Here is an 18,365-nt window from a genome sequence, read left to right on the forward strand (position 1 = left end):
CTCAGACCGATAGGTGAAACTATGAGAACTTTCGCAAAATTATCAATCATCTCTACAGCAATGATCATCACGACAACCGCTTTTGCTGCTGACCCAATGATGCAATACAACACCAAGCAGACTAACTCTGATATTCAAAAACTCGAGAAATTTGAATATCACGAGGGTGAAACCCTTGAAGAGTATCTGAGCACTCAACCTAAGGGGAACTTGTACTCTTCAGAAGAAGAGGTGCTTTCTGTGTTAATGGGCGGTGTAAACAATGGTGACTATCGCAAAGAAACCAATTCAGGTTGGAAAGAAGGCCTAATGTTTGAGGGCATTGCACCTTATGGCGATCACATGGTGTCGGGCGCCAACTGGTTCCCACGAACTGAAGAAGTTCAACCGGATGAAATGCGTGTCACGTTCATGGGGACATCACCAATGATTCGCCCGGGGCAAGCAAACACCTCAATATACGTAGAATTGGGTAACGGCTCTAACTTTGTCTTTGATTTAGGTGAAGGGTCAATTGCGAACTACGTAGCGGCGGGTGTCGCGATGAATGAACTCGACCATATCTTCATTACTCACTTACACGTAGACCATTACGGCTCGTTACCTTACCTGTATCAATTTGGTGGTTGGAATGGTCGCTGGGAAAAGCCGCTTAACATTTATGGCCCGAGTGGTGCGACTCCAGAATATGGCACTCGTCATATGATTGAAGGCATGCAGCAAATGTTGAACTGGCACACCGATGCATTTGATGTGTTCCCATCAGGCAACGACATAGTGGTGCACGAGTTTGATTTCCGCGACGACGGTGGCGTTATCTATGACCAAGACAATGTGGAAGTGATTCACTGGCGACGCAGTCACGCAAAAGATGGCGCGTCTGGTTACCGCTTGAATTGGACTCAAGATGACGGTCGAGTGCTTTCGTTTGTTTGGACAGGAGACGGTCGCCCAACCGAGTTGGATTTGAAATACGCAAAAGGCGCAGACTTGTTCATTACTGAACTGCAAACCGAAACGTTTGGTGTGTCTTCGATTATTCAAGGTGTGCCGCCATTCTTAGCACGTTACACCGTTGATACTCACCATACACCAGCGTACGCGGCGGGTTATGTGGCGAATGAAGTACAACCGCGTTTGTTCATGACAACGCACATGACATTCGACCCATATCTCAATGAGGAAACCGTTGCTGAGGTTCGCCACCATTGGCAAGGGCCTTACCACTTCGGTGCGCCAGATGGCATTGTCGTTAACATGACTAAAGATAACGCGTGGGTTCGTGAAGGTATTTTGCCTGATTTCCCGAATGCGAGAGCGCCACAATTTGATCTGGCAGATGGGTCTGATTTTAGAATTCCATTACCGAAAAACAGCCGTGAAGACATACAAGAACAAGAGATTCGTGATTTAGAGTTGGATCCAAAACTGTACTATCCAGAAGGCTACCACCCAGAGCTGTTAACTGAATGGCCAGTCGACCGTGACATCGTGATCCCAGCTGAACAAGTACCAGAAGCAATGAAGCAAGGTATGAACACCAAGCAAGAATACATGGATAGAGTGCGTGCTCACCACAATCTTGAGCGCAAATCGGTCAGTCGTCCAACTGAGCCTGGTGAAGGATCAGGAGCAGACAACAAATAGGGTATTTGTAGTGAGGGCTGATATTGCCCTCACATCCTAAAAAGTTAGGTAAATAACCCATTCTCTTACTCAATCATAAAACTATTGCTTACAACTTCTTTGCTTAGAATATCTGGAGTTCATTATGAAAAAATCAATTTTAGCGGTCGTCATTCTATCTTTAGTGTCAGCGTCTGTTTTCGCTAACGGACAATCCAATGCTCACAACTATCAACCTGGTGCGACGAATAACTCAGAACGTTTAGCGGATATTGATCCTAACTACGAACTGACCTTACCTTCAGAAAAAGAAGGCTACACCATGTATGACAACCAATCCATGTCAGATGGCGGGACCTACACAACGTATGTCAAACCGAATCCTTCCGATGCAATGCATGTCGCCGATGAAGGCTCGCTAAAAATAACGCATGGAGAAGGTGGTGTCATTATGACGGAATACACCACAAAGAATGGGCAACACACGTTTTCAGTGATGTGCGGCTACACCTCGGGTCCATCATACTGGGCTGACGGAAAACCAGCGAAGGTATGTGAAGAGGCGCAAGCACTAGCGGTTGCATTGGAAGAAAAAGGTGAATGGGAGGTGAAGCCAATGACTTACACCATCGCACCAGCAAGAATCGTAGTTGATAAGTAATTTTTGTCTACAGAACGCTCGTTATATCGAGCCTCGTTATCCAATCATATTGATTATTTGTAGTGAGACAGAGGGGTACTCAGGCTGAAATGGTCTTGAAGTTCCCCTTAACTTAGCTCATCTCACAAGAAGCTAAGTCAGCCAACTAATCAAATTTGTATTCGAAAATACAGAAGGTCTATCCCATGAAAAATACCATTAAGCTACTGGCTATCGCATGTGTTTTACTTACTCCAATGCTTGTCGCCGCTGCCGAACATAATCACAGTCACAATCATTTTAACCCTGCATTAGAGCAACTTGGCGACGACATCATTGGTCTAACCGTGTGTTACAAAAATGGTCATCTATCAGATGAGAATCAAGAGCCTGCGTTTATGAACCTTATCAACTACGCCAATGTAGAAGGTGAGGAGCTGGGGATGTACTACATGGATAAGTTGGGCCCTAAAGCTGAGCAAATCATGAGTGATGACGACGCTCGTCGCTTATGGACTCAAGATTATTGTGCTGATTTGACTGACACTTATTTGGATTCAGATAAGTTAGCTCAAAGATCAAATGAACATCAAAGTCATTCACACGGACACGATCATGGACATAACCATAACCATAACCATAACCATAACCATAACCATAACCATAACCATAACCATAATCACGATCACCATGGACATGGCGACTTGACTCCAGAGGTGCTTGAGCAAGATATCGAACGAGGGCGTTTACTCAGTATCAACTAAGCCCAATAAGATAAGCGTACTTACTTTGTTACCTCTTGGCACAAAATGGTAAGACTCGAATCGAGTGAATGACTAGAATTATCTCAAACGAAACAAGTGAATTAGGGCGGATTCTAGTCACTTTATCTTATTCGAATGGATGCTTTGAAAGCTCGAAAGAGGATTATTTTATGTACGAACTAACACTGATTCTAAGCCTAATGATGGGTGGCGCTGACAGCACAGCAGAAATGGAAGTTAACACCCAATTTACGACTCTTGAGCAATGTAATGAAGAAGGCGCAGCGCTAGCTGAGAAGCTAAATGCAACAGACCTTAAAGTCATCCAAGTTCAATGTGAGCGTGATTAACTAGATCAAGATGAACTAGTTCATGATTAACCAGAACAGAATTAGTTAGATCATGATGAACCAAAGCTAACTAATTCCATAGATTTGGCGGCGTGGGCACACCCGAGATGCCCATATCGAATTACCTCCAGTTTAATTAACCTTGATTCCTCAAATTTACTTCTTCAGATCATCCACATACATTCCCCACATCAGCGCAAATAAAAACAATTTCATCTAACCTATTGTTAAATATTTACTATTTGATAGTGTGTCTAGGTGCACATTAAGGATGTGTTTCATATTTAGCGATGAAAATAGTAGGAGTTGCGATGAGTATTATAGTGAGACGGTCTGAACCGTCAGATGCAAAGGGAATCAAAGAAGTTTACGAATGCACTAATGCTTATACCGGTACGCTGCAACTCCCAAATCCATCTCTGGAAAGCTGGCAAAAACGAATCTCTAATATGCCTGACAACGTGTATTCGTATGTCGCGATGATCGACGATCAGATTGTTGGCAACTTGGGAATGGAAGTGTGTGTGAATCCAAGAAGACGACATGTGGCTTCATTTGGTATGGGTGTTAAAGACGATGTGCTAGGCAAAGGTGTGGGTAGTCAGCTGCTCGCGACCGCGATCGACTTGTGTGATAACTGGATTAACATCAAGCGAATGGAGTTAACGGTGTACACCGATAATGAAAGAGCGATCAGCCTGTATAAGAAGTTCGGTTTCGTGATTGAAGGAGAGTCCGCAGGGTTCGCTTTCAGAAATGGCGAATATGTGGCGGCTTATCACATGGCGCGACTGGTATAGCATTTAGCTACTATTAACACTTGGCTACAATTAACATACAGCTGCAACTGACACTCGGCTGCATTTAACACAAAGCTACAATTGACACTCGGGTACAATTAGCACACAGCTACGATTAACACAGTTAGAATTAACTGACAGATAATAAAACGCCACGTTATTTAAACGTGGCGTTTGCTATTTTAGTGAGCTGCTCGTTTTAACAGCTTCATACTCAGTGCAACTTAAGCCGTTAGTGGCTCAAGGTTCGCAGGACGGTAGTGTACTGATTTTAGTACTTTACCTTGGCGAACTGTCTTGCCTTCAGATACGAAATCTTCCGCACACTTAGCGATGATGTATTCGCCTTTTTGAACCGCCATCAGTTTGATGTTTTGCTCAGCATAGAAAGCTTCTGTTTCAACGTATTCTTCTTCGTTGCGACATACTTTGCTCATGTTGCTTGAGTGTACTTCGTCCCAGCAAGGTAAGAAGTCAATTGAGCGGTTTTTAGAAACATTCAATAGCAGGTCGATCAGGTAGCTGATTGCTAGATTGTCTTCAACCTTAGCTTGGCCAAGGTGAACCAGACGCCCCATCAAAACATAAACGCTGTCTACAATAGCGTCCGCTTGTTCGATTTTAGAGTCAGCTTCTGCAAGTTCTGTTAGTTCTTCGATCGCTAGAGAGGTATGTAGCGTATCGCCTTTTTCGTCCATTGTTTCAGGAGCAGCAACAGGCAGATCAAAAGTACTGCGGAACTCTTCAATGTCGCGGTAAAGGTGATCGTAGATTTCTTGGCTTAGTTGAGAAAGGTTCATTTTCCTATCCATTCTGTTTCGTTAATGGATTATTTTACCAAAGCTAGGAATAGGGTGCTAACGCAAAGTCGAAGAAGTCGACTTTTATTCATTGGACCAATGAGGTATTTTGCATACAAACCAATTGATTATTATGTTTTTTTACACTTTACTCTTCTTAATATACTAAATATTAATGTTGCCATTAACTTCGGCTGCAGTGGGACTCCATTTATGAACCAAGCCAGTGAAAGCGAAATTGTTATACGTCGCTTGTATCAAATCACCAATGATTACCGGAAGGGCTTCGATATTCAGATCGCTCAGCTGCTTATCATGGGGCTTGAACGCTTCAACCTTGATATCGGTATTTTATCTAAAGTCGAGGGTAATACTTACTTAGTTGAACACTCTGTCACACCTGAAGGGGTTGAGCTCAATAGTGGCGATATCTTCGATTATCGTTCAACCTATTGCGAAATTACCTGTAAATCGATTGGTCCTATCTGCATAGAGCATTGTGGCAAACACGATAAGTATGCGACGCATCCCGCTTACCAGTCTTTTGGTTTAGAGTCTTATATTGGCATCCCGATTTTCGTTAATGATGAGCTTTATGGCACCTTAAACTTTTCAAGCCCGGCTCCTTATCATCGTGAATTCAAAGAGTTCGATATCGACGTTATGAGGTTAATGGCCTCATGGATCGAAGTGGAACTGGTTAGAAGACAGCAAGAACGAAAACTCAAAGAGCTGAATGAGAAGCTAGAGTACCAAGCTCTGTATGATCCTCTGACCCATTTGCCAAATAGACGTTGCTTGTTCAAAACGTTGAATGCAGAAGTGGAGCAGTTAAAAGGATCTTTAGGAAAGGGAACCTTGGCCGTTGTCGACATCGACTTTTTTAAACAGGTTAATGACGCTTATGGTCATCAAATGGGTGATGTTGTATTAAAGAAAGTGGCGAACGTGCTGAGCAATAACACTCAAGAGGGTGAATTTGTGGCGCGCTTTGGTGGCGAGGAGTTCATTCTTTGGTACCCCAATAAAACACCAAGTTGTGTTGAAGATAAGTTCATGACTCTTTTAAAAGAGATGAAGAAAATTACACTGGATAGAAAGCCTGTCACTATATCAATCGGCGCGTGTCATTTTGAGTTGAGTACAGGGGATACCAAAGGGGAAAGGATGTCGGCGTTAGATAAGCTCATCAAAGTTGCCGATGAATGCCTGTACATTGCGAAACAAAATGGACGAGATCAGTTCATTTCTCGTCCATATCATCAAGAACGCTCAGGAATATGAGCCATCTTGTTAGCGATTAACTGAACAGGTAAGGGAACAGTTGACGACGTTCTTCCGGCGTTAAAGATTCAACTCTCGCGATGTTGGTATCAGGAATCGCTTCAGGGTTAGGGTAGTGCTTCAACACTTTTTCCATACTCGCTTCACGAATCAAATGGTAAACCGGGTACGGAGAACGGTTAGTCAGATTTTCATCGTCTTCTGGATCCGCACCACCAAAGCAATAGTCTGGGTGGAAGGTTGCCACTTGGTAAACGCCTTCCCAATCTTCTTGCTTGATCAACGCTTCAATCCAATCAATGAACATGTTGTAGTCGAAGAAATCTTGCAGCATGTTAGGTACAACCACCAAAGTTGTCTCCAACTCGGCGACTGGCGTGTTATCTAACTCTACGAAATGCGTCATGATGTCTTCCAGCAACGCTTCTTCCGTATTTGCTTCACTCACAAAGATCTTAATCTGTTTATTACGTTGTGGCTTGGCTGCGAATGGACACAGGTTTAGGCCAATAACGACATCGTCTAACCACTGTTTTACTTGGTCGTGGATGGTTTGAAGATCTGTGCTTTGAGTGTTCGACATAACAGGTTCCGAAATGAAATTTTGCGTAGGATATCAGAACGGACGTCAATCAAAAGCAATAATTGAGTTACAACCTCAGTCGCACTTATGCTTGTGCGAGTTTAGAGGCTGACACTTGAAGTTGTTTTAATTGGTAGACCCAAGCAAATATCGCAACATAGAAGATTGAACCGCCCGCAATCACGCCATTCCAACCGAACAGTTGCCAGCAATACAAGAGTAAGAAACCACCTAAGCTCCCGCCAATATAATAGTGAACCAAGTAAAGTGCGGTTGCTGTCGCCTTAGCGCTTGGTGCTTTTTGACTTACCCAAGAGTAGGCAAGGGTATGGGCGAAGAACGCGCCGCCACTAATCAATAACAAGCCTGCTAACATGAACGGAACTTTGTCGACGGCAGAAATTAGCATTCCGATTAAGCTAATACACACGCCCATCAATATACCGTTTAACGGGTCAAAGCGAAGTGTCCATTTGTTGGAGAGCTTAGAGCTTACCGTACCGGCCAAGTAACATAGGAATATCAGTGAAGCTAAGCCCACAGGCACTGAGTGAGGTTCGGATACCAACCTAAAGCCCATAACTGAATACAGGTTAACGAATAGGGCGAAGTTAGCGCCACCAATCAACATCGCGAGCCACAAGGTACGGTTTCTTAAGTGCATCACAACCGAGCGGTTATGATGAAAGAACAACCCTTTTTGAGGTTTGAAGTTTTGTTGGTCAGGCAGGCTATACGCAATATAGAGAGCGCCGATTAAGGAGCCGACCACGAAAAACAATACCGTAGCGTGCCAGTCAAAGTAATCCGTGATTAAACCTCCAAGGACACGTCCGAAAATTCCACCCAATGAGTTGGCTGCAATATAACCGCCGATCGCGACTGCGAATGCTTTGGGTGATAACTCTTCGACCATATAGGCAACCGCCACGCCCGCAAAAGCAGCGACTGCGATTCCCATGAATGCTCTGGCAATAACAAGTTGTAGTAGAGTGTTTGTGAACACCATGCTCACTCCAATCAAAGGAATAGCGAACAGACTGAACAGAATAATGGGTTTTCGACCAAAGGTTTCAGAAGCGATTGCCCAAGGCACCAAACTGATTGAAAGCCCAAGTGTTGTCGCGGCAAACAGCCAGTTGATTTGAGTTTCAGATACTTGGAAGTGCTCCGCCATGTGCGGCAAGATAGGCTGAAAGAGGTAAAGGTTACAGAAAATGATAAATGAACCAATCGCCAATGATTGGGTGATACGTTTGTATTGAGGACTGCCTTTATCAAACATTGACGTTGTGCCTGCGCGAGTTAGTAAGCTATTTGTGAACAAGTTATCAGTACAGGTTCGATTAAAGAAATATATTAAAGCTATCACCCCCATATATAAAATATATCGACATGCTTGAATCAAAACCTCTTCGACATTTTCTGGCTGTTGCTCAGTTTGGTAACTTCACTCAGGCTGCCAAAGCGTTGTATATTGCACAGCCTGCATTGAGTATCTCCATTAAAAAACTAGAACAGACACTAGAGTTGATTCTATTTCGTCGAGGCGATAAATCCGTCACTTTAACGGAGGAGGGCAAAGTACTGTTTGAGCATGCAAAGCGAATCGCCCAGCAGTTTGATGATGCTCAGCTCGCGATGAATGAACTAAAGGGACTAGAAAAAGGGGAGGTACGTTTAGGGGCGCCAAGTATGATGGGCAGTTACTTTTTCCCGCAAGTCGTGATGGCATTTAAGAGCCAATACCCAAATCTAAAGTTGACGTTGATTGATGCTGGCACCGCATCGATTCGTGAAATGCTGTTAAACGGCGAACTCGATATTGGTGTAATTAATCATGAGAACGTCCCTGATGATTTGGAAACTGATCATCTGTTAAGTTCTGAGATGGTCGCCGTTGTAGGTAAAGATCACCCATTGGCTTCGCAACCATCAATCACCTTTGAAGAATTCTTTGCTCAAGAGTTGATCATGTTCAAATCGGGCTATTTTCACCGTGATTTTATCGATGCGACTTGTAAAAAATACAACCTCGATATGACCATTGCGTTTGAAACCAACTTGCTCCCGATGATTCTTTCTATCGTTAAACAAGAGTTTGCGATCACCGCGCTGTTGAGTTTAGTGACAGAATATGAAAAAGACGTGATAGGCGTGCCATTTGAAGACCCTGTAAAACTGAATCTATCGTTGGCCTGGAGAAAGGAAGGGTATTTGTCGAAAGCCGACAGAACCTTTATTGATTTCGTTAAGCGGTATGTGTGATTGAGTAAGATTTAAATAAACAAAGCCCGCACATCCTTGGTTGGATCTGCGGGCTTTGTTGTATAGAAGTATGACTGGCTCAAAACACGTTAGGTGTTCTTTGAGTTATACATCTTATCGAAGTTTTTCTGATTCCAGCCGACCATCACTTGGTCACCGATTTTCAGCACAGGGATAGAGCGAGCACCCATCGCCTGTAATTCTTTACGGCCACGCTGCATTTTTGCATTCGTTAGGCGATATTCAATTTTCTTCGAATCCAAATAGCGTTGTGCATCTTTACAGTGCGGGCATTTGTCTGCGACGTACAATACAACACGTTTCATTTTTACAATCTCTTTTTGAGTGTAGCTCTTGGTGAATCTCGCTAAAGTGTAACGAATCCTAGGTGATTAGAAAAGTGTGATCAGTTACACTATGCGGCTCAATTTTCAAGACCACAACATATTGTCGTGGTGTAACTTGTACGGTCTTTCAGCATGCATCCTTCTTTACGCTATATTCAAGGCTACCCGAAGCACATTCTCGACCCGGTAACTCAACTTGTTGAATCAGGTAAATTGGTGCCGTGGTTTGAAGCTCGCTACCCAAAGAATCATGAAATCAAAAGCGAGAAAGCCCTGTTTGACTATGCGATTGAGATTAAAAATCGCTACATGAAAAAAACGCCACCGATCAGTAAAGTGATTTACGACGGCAAGATACACCTAATTAATAATGCATTAGGTCTGCACTCTTACGTCGCGAAGAATCACGGTGGAAAGATCAAATCGAAGAACGAGATTCGTATCGCCAGTGTTTTTAAAAATGCACCAGAACCTTTGCTGAGAATGCTGGTGGTGCATGAACTGGCGCACATCAAAGAGAAAGAACACGACAAAGCCTTTTACCAACTATGCTGTCACATGGAGCCGGAATATCATCAACTTGAGTTAGATGCCCGTTTATTCATGATGTATTTAGACTTAAAGAAGTAGCCCAATGAGCCAATCACAAAATAGAACTACGCTAAGCCTGTCGAAAAACAGTACCTCATCAACAAAAACAAAAGACAACCAAGCTGATCAAGGTAACCGTAAGCACGGTGATATTAAGCCAAATTCCGGCAAGCCAAGCAGCGACAAGCGTATTTCTACAAAGAACACATCAGACCGCAAAAACAGTGCTCCCAAAGGTGCTGACAACAACAAAGCAAAGCGACCTTTTGCAAAAGATAGCAAAGGTAAACCGGGTGCGAATAAAGGATCATCGAATAAGGGTTCTTTCAATAAAACTGCTTTTAACAAAAACGCAGCCCAGAAAAGACGCTCGACTGAAAAGCCCCAAGGTGGATTGCACCCAAGAAACCAACATACAGGTCGTTATGACTTCGAGTTATTGGTTGCAGCATTGCCTGAGCTAAAAGAACACCTGATCAAGAACCCGGTGGGCGAAGACACCATTAATTTCTCTGATCCATTAGCCGTTAAGCTACTTAACAAGGCTTTACTGGCGCATCACTATGGCGTTAAGCATTGGGATATTCCTGCTGGTTACTTGTGCCCGCCAATTCCTGGCCGTGCAGACTACATTCACCGAGTGGCAGATATCCTTAATAGCGATGGCCAAGGTGAACCTTATAATCATGCTTCTGTGAAAGCACTAGATATTGGTGTTGGTGCAAACTGTATTTACCCAATCATTGGTGCGACAGAGTATAAGTGGCGCTGGACAGGTACTGATGTCGATTCAGTCTCCATCAAAACAGCGAACTTCATTGCGGAAAGTAACCCTAATCTAAAAGGTAAGATTCGAGCTCGCCTGCAAGCCGACTCAGAATCTATCTTTAAGGGCGTGATTAAGGATAATGAACGTTACGATGTCACAATTTGTAACCCTCCATTCCATAGCTCTCTAGAAGAGGCGGAAAAGGGATCACAACGTAAACTGGATAACCTAGCGGCAAACCGTGCTAAGAAAGCCGGTCAGTCGTTCAAGCCAGAAACGAACAAGAAGCCAGTTAAGTTAGACAAATCAACTAAGCAAGAGAAACCAACCTTAAACTTTGGTGGCCAAAAGTCTGAACTTTGGTGTCCGGGTGGTGAAGCAGCTTTCATCATGAAGATGGCGAGAGAGAGCCAGCTTTTTGCTACTCAAGTATTGTGGTTTACGACATTGATCTCTAAGAAAGACAACGTTGATATGGTTCGTTCAGAGCTTGGCAAGCTGAGAGCTAAACAAGTAAAAGTGGTTGAGATGTCACAAGGCCAGAAGGTGAGTCGCTTTATCGCATGGACCTTTATGGACGACGAACAAAGACAAGAGTGGATTGCGCTTAAATAACAGACTGTACTTAGTTAAGATATTAAGTTGATATTACGAACGGGCTTGTTGTTAACGCAACAAACCCGTTTTTATATCTATCGCATCGACTCTAAGCTTAGTTAGCCTTAAACGGAGAGCAGTTCGTCTAATTTACTTTGGTATTTCTGTTGAAGTGCACGGTTACCCGCTTTCTTTTCGAGTTCGACCAAGATTTGAAGCGATGGAATTTGATAGCCATAACGTTGGTGGAATTTGAATAAGCGGAGCCTAGCGTCATTGTATTCGGCCTCACTGACTTCAATTTTAGAAAGCTGTAGTACGGATCTAGCTCGATTTGGGTCGTGGTCAATCGCACGAGAGAAGTAGTATTTTGCTTGCTCGACCTCTCCGGCCTTAAACGCGCAGAATGCCGCATTTTCATAACTTGCAGAGACGAGATAATAATAGGGTTGGTTGATGGCACGGTTAAAGTATTTATCGGCTTGCTCGTATTCGCCCTGTTTACACAAGAATGTACCGTAGTTGTTCAATACATTGCCGTTTCTTGCGTCTAACCTCAGCGCTTTCTTATAGGCGTCTCTTGCTTCGTCAACTTCCCCAACTTGTTCGTAATAGTGCGCAATGGAAAGGCGAGCTCGATAGTAGCTAGGTGCGTGTTTGATGGCGAGCTCTAGGTTTTCACGTGCTCTCACCATATTCCCTTGTCCCATATAACCCAAACCTAATTCAATACGAGATTCAGACATCGCAATAGGGTCGCTTTCGATCTTTGGCGGTCCTTCAGTGACAGAAACACAACCGACCAACGAAAGAGAGGCGAGTAGTATCAGGCTCGATAACGAAAGGGGGCGGGATAACGAAATAGGTTTAGATAATAACGGCTTGGCGGGCATGTGAAGCTCCTTATGAACACCAACCCATCATATGAAATCAAACCTATTGAAGTGGTAAATCTATTATGGAATGCGACTCAAACACCATAAAAAAACCGTGTCCAATTTGGTGTTTTATCAACAACCTACTGAACACGGCTTTATGTGATTGTGAATCGGAAGAAAGAACTTAATCGTCTTTGGTAAAGTTGTCTTCGCTGAAGTGATCCAAATCGTAAGGCGTTTGTTGGTAAACGCAGTAGTTCAACCAGTTCGAGAATAGCAAGTGCCCATGACTACGCCAACTTGCGACAGGCTTATTATCTGGATTGTTGTTCGGGTAGTAGTTGATTGGAATCACGGGTTCCATACCTTCGCCTAAATCACGAACGTACTCACCGTGTAATGTATGCGCATCGTATTCAGGATGACCCGTTACAAACACGTTTCGCTTATCTTTGGTTGCCGCCAGATATACGCCAGCCACATCAGAAGTCGCAAGAACATCAAGGTCGGTATGCTCGGCTAAGTATTCCTGAGAGAAATCTGCATAGCGAGAGTGCGGTGCTAAGAAGGTATCGTCAAAGCCACGTAGAAGCGGGTGGTAAGGGTGATGAATCTCGTGATTATAAACACCAGAAAGCTTCTCTTTACGAGTGCGCTTTGGCAAATCATACAGTAGTTTCAAACCAGCCTGAGCCGCCCAGCACACATACAAGGTTGAGGTCACGTGCTTGTTTGCCCATTCCATGATGGTTTTTAGGTGGTCCCAGTAAATCACATCTTCAAATTGAACCAAGCCAAGCGGTGCACCAGTGATGATCAATCCATCAAAGTTTCTCCCTTTGACCATTTCAAATTGGCGGTAGAAGTTATCAAGGTGTTCGGTCGGTGTGTTTTTGCTTGGTCGGTCATCAATGCGCAGCAGCTCTACATCCACTTGCAATGGACTGTTTGATAGTAGGCGTAAGAATTGAGTTTCAGTTTCAATCTTCTTCGGCATTAGGTTGAGGATCAAGACTCGAAGTGGACGAATTTCCTGTGTCGATGCTCTTGATAACGGCATCACGAAGATGTTTTCTTCACGAAGAACATCAGATGCTGGCAATTGGTCTGGAATGCGAATAGGCAAAGCTTTCTCCCTAAGCTAGATATGTAGACGTCTATACATCTAAATCTATAGTAGTTTGGTACGCTTGTCGATATCCAAAATGGATAGATGTAAATTATTTGTGTTTTCTATCAGAAGCCACCTTCCGACGTCGAGGGAGTCTTATAATGTTTAACGACTACCCGAGTAATGCATAAGTGCTTGGTTCTGTTATGTAGAACTAGGCAGTTATCAGAGCAAGCGGTTAGCATTTACGATAAACTCATGTTTTCGAATTAGCCTGTAAAGTGACAGATGAAGTTAATACTCATTCGAGGGTTGCCCGGTTCTGGCAAGTCAACAAAAGCAAAAACCTACGATGCGTTGCATGTCGAAGCCGATATGTATTACGTGAATGAGCAAGGTGACTACTATTTTGATCCAAGGCAGCTACAGCAAGCTCATGAGTGGTGTCAGAACACGGCAGAGAATGGCTTGAAGCAAGGGTTGGATGTTGTTGTTTCGAATACCTTTATTAAGCATTGGGAAATGAAGGCTTACCGTCAACTGGCAAGAAAATACAAAGCTGACTTGATCATCGAAGTATGCCGAGAGCAATATGGCAGCATTCACGACATCGAACCGTCTGTGATTAAGCGCATGGCAAAAGATTGGCAAGAATAGCATCGTTCTTCCTCTGCTTGCGTGGCTGAATGGCAAATAGAATTAGATGAATAGAACAACTCCAAGGTAACGATTGAAATGGCAAAGCGCTCTGTTGTGGTCGACATGACATCTTACGGGATCTACACAACGTGGGATTCCAAATCTAAAGACCTTCCAAAAATCCAAGAGTTCACCACCACCGTTGATGCTGAAATCGACGTGGAATTTGGCTATACCTTGAATATCAAGAAAGCCAAAGGTGAAAAAATCCGCTACTGCATTTATCACCCGGATGTCACTACAGACAAGGGCGAAGTGCTCGAACCGTTCGATGGTGAAGAGCATGTCGGTAACAACGACTGGGATTTCTACTTAGGTGACACCATCTGGGCGCCAGTCTCGAACAAGTTAGGTAAGTGGCGCATGACCGTGGAGCTAAAAGGCAACATCATTGCCGATAAGACATTCGACCTTGTTGCAAAAGACGAAGGCCAATTCTGGAAGCGTAGGGGTTTTTAGACGAAATTTCTGGTGGACGTTAGCTTTAGGCTAAACGCAGACAATAAAAAGCCGAGTCACACGTCGTATGTGTACTCGGCTTTTTTCATTGTGCTAGATAGAAGTGACTACCTAACTAATGGATTAAATTATTGCGTTACGTAAGCTACAACAAACTCAGTGATAGCGACCATATCTTTCACTGCAATGTATTCTTCAGTGGTGTGAACTTTCGCCATACCAGTAGAAAGGTTAACCGTTGTTAGACCTTTCGCGTTGAAGTTGTTCGCATCGCTACCGCCGCCAGTGCGTTTAGTATTTGCGGTTACGCCAAGCTTCTCAAACGCTGATTTGATAGAAAGAATATGCGGGTGATCGTCTGCAATCACGAATGCATCGTAAGCACGAGTAGATTCGATTTCTACTTCAGCGCCGAACTGTTTTGCACTCTCTTGGAATGTCGAGATCATGTGCTCAACTTGAGCCGTTAGCTTTTCGCCGTTTAGTGAACGTGCTTCAGCCACGACTTTAAGCTCTGGCATTACGATGTTGGTCGCTTGACCACCTTCAACAATACCGACGTTTGCCGTAGTTTCTTCATCGATACGAAGTAGGTTCATCTTAGTGATAGCGTCTGCAGCAACTTGAATGGCACTGATGCCTTCTTCTGGCGCTAAACCAGCGTGAGCAGGGCGACCTTTGATCTTCGCGACAATCTTCTGCTGACCCGGAGCTGCGTTTACGATGGTGCCAATTGGGCCGCCTGTATCAAGTACGATAGCGTGCTCAGATTGAATGTAAGACATATCGAAGTTCAAAGAGCCGAACAGACCACCTTCTTCGAATACAGTAAATGCAATTTCGATAGTCTTGTGCTCTTTGCCTTCAGCTTTGATGCAACGAACCGCTTCCATGATAGCTGCGATACCAGACTTGTCGTCGCCACCTAGAATCGTGTTGCCTTTTGAACGGATGATGCCGTCTTCGATGATTGGCTCAATACCGATGCCTGGCGTTACTGTGTCCATGTGGCAACTGAACACTGTGCTTCCTGGAAGAGTGCCATCTAGACGAGCGTATATGTTGAAACCGTTAGACACTTCTGTAGGGACAGCCAGTTTGTGAACTTCAAAGCCTAGTTCACAAAGTTGTTCAGCCAAAGCTTCAGCAATCGCTTTTTCATTACGAGATTCACTATCAATTTTCACTAGATTGCAGAAATGTTCTACAAGACGTTGTTCATTAATTTGGGTCATTGTTAATTCTCATTATGCTTCCGCTTGTTCTAAAGAAGCCGCGGAGGTAGGAACAGGAAAATTACTATAACGCCAATGAGGTAGATGATTATCTGAGTTAAATCAAGAAAGTTGCCTGATTATTCTAATTGATGAGAAAAAGCCAACTCAGATTCTCCAATGCGCAGGATTTTAATCTGTATATCTGTCGGGTATAATGTTTAACCGCTTTGAAAAAACGTCGATGAAATTGGAATGTAATCAATAATGGCACTGATAAATGAATAGAAACAATGTGTTAGGTTCATTCCTTTTAGTGGTGCTAATGAGTGTTGTGCTGGGGCTGTATTTGCTCTATCCAACTTATGACGATGATTTAAAGCACATTCGCCCTGAAAATCCGAGTGTTTATAGTCCAGAGAAAGAGTTATTACTCTCTCAATACGGAGCTACATTGATTGATATTCTCGATGTGTCTCGTGGTGATCCTAATCTAGCTGCCCAACAACTAGAGGCTCTGCGAGCTAAGTTCCCCCATCAAGATAAAGCCATCTATCGTGCCTATGAATTGATGATTTTGTCGAACCTCGCCCAACACAAGCTGGATACCAAAGCGGTTTCAGAATACGTCAGACAGATTAAAACACTCGCACAACACGAACATATGGGTTGGCTAAAGGCCCAATCTCTTGTTGAACTGGCGATCGAATACATCAGTAAGGGCGAGCTAGCGGAATCTGAAATCCAAATCAGAGCAGCGATAGATATCGCGGAATCACTCCACTATGAAGAGTTGTTGATTAAGGCCTATAACACGGCTGGTGTCATCAATAATATCCGCAATGACTTTCCTGAAGCTCAATATTTTTTCCATAAAGGCTTAGACCTTGGCAAGAAGTACCCTCAACACATCTATAACAGTAAGTTAGTGTCTAATATGGCATTGCTTTATATCTATTTAGAAGACTGGCCTAAAGCACTCAAGTTGATTAAAAGAGCTAAAAGACTCTATTACAAGAGTGGACTACTCGAAGCTTCTACCATCGGTGTGCTGCATGTAAATGAGTCTTTTGCTTATCTGCGCAGTGGTGATTTGGTTAAAGGCCGAGAGGCGTATCAAAGTGCGGCTAAGCTCAATGGCGATAATGTGAGTGAGCGATACAAAATCATCTTGTTGAAAGCAGAGAGTGATGTGTTGTTGGCGGAAAAGAACTTTGAGTTAGCACGGCAGGTCGCAAATTTGTGTCTCAGATATCCGGGAGTGGACAAATACACACTTCAACTGGGTCAGTGCTACTTAAACAGAGCCTTAGCAAATATCGGTTTGAACCGAGATAATTTTGTCTTTGCTGATCTTAAGCGATCGTCTGCAATGTTCGACGTTGTGGGTACTCGCAGTTGGAAAGTCCTCGGTTTAAGAACACTTGCTGAATATTACGATTCGAGAGGCGACAGCGAAAACGCACTTCGTTACTTTAAGCTCTACTACAAAGGTAACAAAGCGCTGTTGTTTGATAAGCGTCAGAGCGATATCTTTTTACTAGAGCAAGATTTCACCACGGCATCATTAGCCCAAGAAAATGAACTGCTTAACGCAGAAAAAGAGCTTGGTGAGCTGACGTTAGATAAGCAGCAGTTACGAAATCGAATTGTTGTCGCGTTGGGAATAATGGTGATGATCAGTGTCGCATTGTTGTTGATAAGGCTTCGCAGCATTCAAAGTAAAAATAAAGCGTTGGTCACCCAATCTACAACGTGTGCGCTAACGGGTTTATACAACCGACGCTATCTAGAGCAGTTGTTAACTCAGCCAATGACATTTAATACTTCACGGTTTGGAATCAGTTTAGTTATTTTAGATCTTGACCACTTTAAGCGCGTTAATGACACCTTTGGACATGATGTTGGTGATGAGGTATTAGTGGAAGTCGCAAGGCGAGTTAAACAACATTTGCTTCCGAATGACGTAGTGGCTCGCTGGGGTGGTGAAGAATTTGTCCTGTTGCTATCTGGATCCGTCGATCCTGAACAACAATTGAACGTTATCCGTTTAGGCATTGCTGAAACGCCAATTGATACGCACTCCGGTTCTTTAGACCTCACCACATCGATAGGGGCGTCGATTGGTATTGCTCATGAGCAACTCAATCAAGATACTTACAAGAAGTACCTCAAAGCCGCGGATGATGCATTATATCAAGCGAAGGAGTCGGGTAGGAATCAAGTCATCATCGCTGAAAGTTAATCGCTAATCAGGAAACAAAAAGCCATTCTGATCTTCGTGAGATAAGAATGGCTTCTGGAACACTCTGAGATCGCTAATATCAAAATTTGAGTGAAAAGTGGGGTTTACTTAGCGATATGTCGAGTTTATCTATATCAACATTTTCTAAATGAGTTATTTAGCGGCACCTTGCAGCATTTCAACCAGTTCGCCCTCTGTAGCCGGTTCTCTTGCCAGTTCAATCACCGCGGAAGCACCGCCTTTTAACATATAAGCTCGAGTTCCGCAGTGGTCATAGTGGAACCATTTACCGTCTACACATACGTCCGTATAACATCTTGGGTCTTGTTTGAGTTCCATA

The 18,365-nt window shown here is 43.6% G+C and carries 20 protein-coding genes; 12 read left to right on the forward strand and 8 right to left on the reverse strand.

Annotated elements, in window-relative coordinates:
* Positions 1-21: 21 nt before the first annotated feature.
* The 5 genes from gntH (at position 22) to AC3CH4_RS06975 (ending at position 4,180) form a co-directional block, all read left to right on the forward strand.
* On the forward strand, positions 22-1,647 hold the full coding sequence (gene gntH, locus AC3CH4_RS06955; protein WP_473577498.1) for a guanitoxin biosynthesis MBL fold metallo-hydrolase GntH: 1,626 nt from the start codon (positions 22-24) through the stop codon (positions 1,645-1,647).
* Between the two features lie 124 nt (positions 1,648-1,771).
* A complete protein-coding gene (locus AC3CH4_RS06960) occupies positions 1,772-2,287 on the forward strand; it encodes a hypothetical protein (protein WP_171327300.1) in 516 nt (171 codons plus the stop codon).
* Between the two features lie 185 nt (positions 2,288-2,472).
* Positions 2,473-3,030 carry a hypothetical protein gene (locus tag AC3CH4_RS06965; protein WP_488543528.1) on the forward strand — a complete coding sequence of 186 codons (558 nt, stop codon included), beginning with the start codon at positions 2,473-2,475 and terminating at the stop codon, positions 3,028-3,030.
* Positions 3,031-3,200: 170 nt separating this feature from the next.
* Positions 3,201-3,380, forward strand: a complete 180-nt coding sequence (locus tag AC3CH4_RS06970) for a hypothetical protein (protein WP_076645851.1) — start codon at positions 3,201-3,203, stop codon at positions 3,378-3,380.
* 311 nt (positions 3,381-3,691) lie between these two features.
* Positions 3,692-4,180 (forward strand): GNAT family N-acetyltransferase, encoded by a 489-nt coding sequence (locus tag AC3CH4_RS06975; RefSeq protein ID WP_473577502.1) that lies wholly within the window; start codon positions 3,692-3,694, stop codon positions 4,178-4,180.
* Positions 4,181-4,404: 224 nt separating this feature from the next.
* Here the strand turns inward: AC3CH4_RS06975 and AC3CH4_RS06980 are convergent, their stop codons facing one another.
* The gene (locus tag AC3CH4_RS06980) at positions 4,405-4,980 is read right to left on the reverse strand and encodes a nucleoside triphosphate pyrophosphohydrolase family protein (RefSeq protein WP_488543529.1); all 576 of its coding nucleotides are present in this window, start codon (positions 4,978-4,980) and stop codon (positions 4,405-4,407) included.
* Between the two features lie 213 nt (positions 4,981-5,193).
* Here AC3CH4_RS06980 and AC3CH4_RS06985 point away from each other — a divergent pair, with 213 nt between their 5' ends.
* Complete coding sequence (locus AC3CH4_RS06985) at positions 5,194-6,264, forward strand: sensor domain-containing diguanylate cyclase (RefSeq protein WP_488543530.1); 1,071 nt, start codon at positions 5,194-5,196, stop codon at positions 6,262-6,264.
* Positions 6,265-6,280: 16 nt separating this feature from the next.
* Here the strand turns inward: AC3CH4_RS06985 and AC3CH4_RS06990 are convergent, their stop codons facing one another.
* Entirely contained in the window at positions 6,281-6,847 is a 567-nt protein-coding gene (locus AC3CH4_RS06990; RefSeq protein WP_009846920.1) for a DUF1415 domain-containing protein, read from the reverse strand.
* Positions 6,848-6,932: 85 nt separating this feature from the next.
* Positions 6,933-8,132, reverse strand: a complete 1,200-nt coding sequence (locus AC3CH4_RS06995) for an MFS transporter (RefSeq protein ID WP_488543531.1) — start codon at positions 8,130-8,132, stop codon at positions 6,933-6,935.
* A gap of 110 nt (positions 8,133-8,242) precedes the next feature.
* Between AC3CH4_RS06995 and AC3CH4_RS07000 the strand changes: the two genes are divergently transcribed.
* Positions 8,243-9,115: a LysR family transcriptional regulator gene (locus AC3CH4_RS07000; RefSeq protein ID WP_054546429.1), complete on the forward strand. Its 873-nt coding sequence runs from the start codon at positions 8,243-8,245 to the stop codon at positions 9,113-9,115.
* A gap of 89 nt (positions 9,116-9,204) precedes the next feature.
* On the opposite strand, the gene AC3CH4_RS07005 is transcribed toward AC3CH4_RS07000, so the two are convergent.
* Positions 9,205-9,441, reverse strand: a complete 237-nt coding sequence (locus AC3CH4_RS07005) for a glutaredoxin family protein (protein WP_004734934.1) — start codon at positions 9,439-9,441, stop codon at positions 9,205-9,207.
* A 153-nt stretch (positions 9,442-9,594) separates the two neighbouring features.
* Between AC3CH4_RS07005 and AC3CH4_RS07010 the strand changes: the two genes are divergently transcribed.
* A complete protein-coding gene (locus tag AC3CH4_RS07010) occupies positions 9,595-10,092 on the forward strand; it encodes a YgjP-like metallopeptidase domain-containing protein (protein ID WP_004734935.1) in 498 nt (165 codons plus the stop codon).
* A 4-nt stretch (positions 10,093-10,096) separates the two neighbouring features.
* Positions 10,097-11,437, forward strand: coding sequence for a 23S rRNA (adenine(1618)-N(6))-methyltransferase RlmF (gene rlmF / locus AC3CH4_RS07015; RefSeq protein WP_171307618.1), 1,341 nt, complete (start codon positions 10,097-10,099; stop codon positions 11,435-11,437).
* 107 nt (positions 11,438-11,544) lie between these two features.
* Here rlmF and pilW read toward each other — a convergent pair whose 3' ends face one another.
* On the reverse strand, positions 11,545-12,312 hold the full coding sequence (pilW, locus tag AC3CH4_RS07020; protein WP_488543532.1) for a type IV pilus biogenesis/stability protein PilW: 768 nt from the start codon (positions 12,310-12,312) through the stop codon (positions 11,545-11,547).
* A gap of 169 nt (positions 12,313-12,481) precedes the next feature.
* Positions 12,482-13,423, reverse strand: a complete 942-nt coding sequence (gene metA, locus AC3CH4_RS07025) for a homoserine O-acetyltransferase MetA (protein ID WP_004734938.1) — start codon at positions 13,421-13,423, stop codon at positions 12,482-12,484.
* Between the two features lie 273 nt (positions 13,424-13,696).
* On the opposite strand from metA, the gene AC3CH4_RS07030 reads away from it, so the two are divergent.
* Both AC3CH4_RS07030 and AC3CH4_RS07035 read left to right on the forward strand, forming a co-directional pair.
* Positions 13,697-14,065 (forward strand): ATP-binding protein, encoded by a 369-nt coding sequence (locus AC3CH4_RS07030; protein WP_054546426.1) that lies wholly within the window; start codon positions 13,697-13,699, stop codon positions 14,063-14,065.
* Between the two features lie 78 nt (positions 14,066-14,143).
* Positions 14,144-14,566, forward strand: a complete 423-nt coding sequence (locus AC3CH4_RS07035) for a DUF3859 domain-containing protein (RefSeq protein ID WP_488543533.1) — start codon at positions 14,144-14,146, stop codon at positions 14,564-14,566.
* Between the two features lie 128 nt (positions 14,567-14,694).
* Here AC3CH4_RS07035 and AC3CH4_RS07040 read toward each other — a convergent pair whose 3' ends face one another.
* A complete protein-coding gene (locus AC3CH4_RS07040; protein ID WP_488543534.1) occupies positions 14,695-15,801 on the reverse strand; it encodes a M20/M25/M40 family metallo-hydrolase in 1,107 nt (368 codons plus the stop codon).
* 259 nt (positions 15,802-16,060) lie between these two features.
* Here AC3CH4_RS07040 and AC3CH4_RS07045 point away from each other — a divergent pair, with 259 nt between their 5' ends.
* On the forward strand, positions 16,061-18,025 hold the full coding sequence (locus AC3CH4_RS07045) for a GGDEF domain-containing protein (protein ID WP_488543535.1): 1,965 nt from the start codon (positions 16,061-16,063) through the stop codon (positions 18,023-18,025).
* A 153-nt stretch (positions 18,026-18,178) separates the two neighbouring features.
* Here AC3CH4_RS07045 and AC3CH4_RS07050 read toward each other — a convergent pair whose 3' ends face one another.
* Positions 18,179-18,364, reverse strand: a complete 186-nt coding sequence (locus AC3CH4_RS07050; RefSeq protein WP_004734943.1) for a hypothetical protein — start codon at positions 18,362-18,364, stop codon at positions 18,179-18,181.
* Position 18,365 lies beyond the last annotated feature (1 nt).

It is taken from the genome of Vibrio sp. QJM3NY_26, assembly GCF_057786005.1.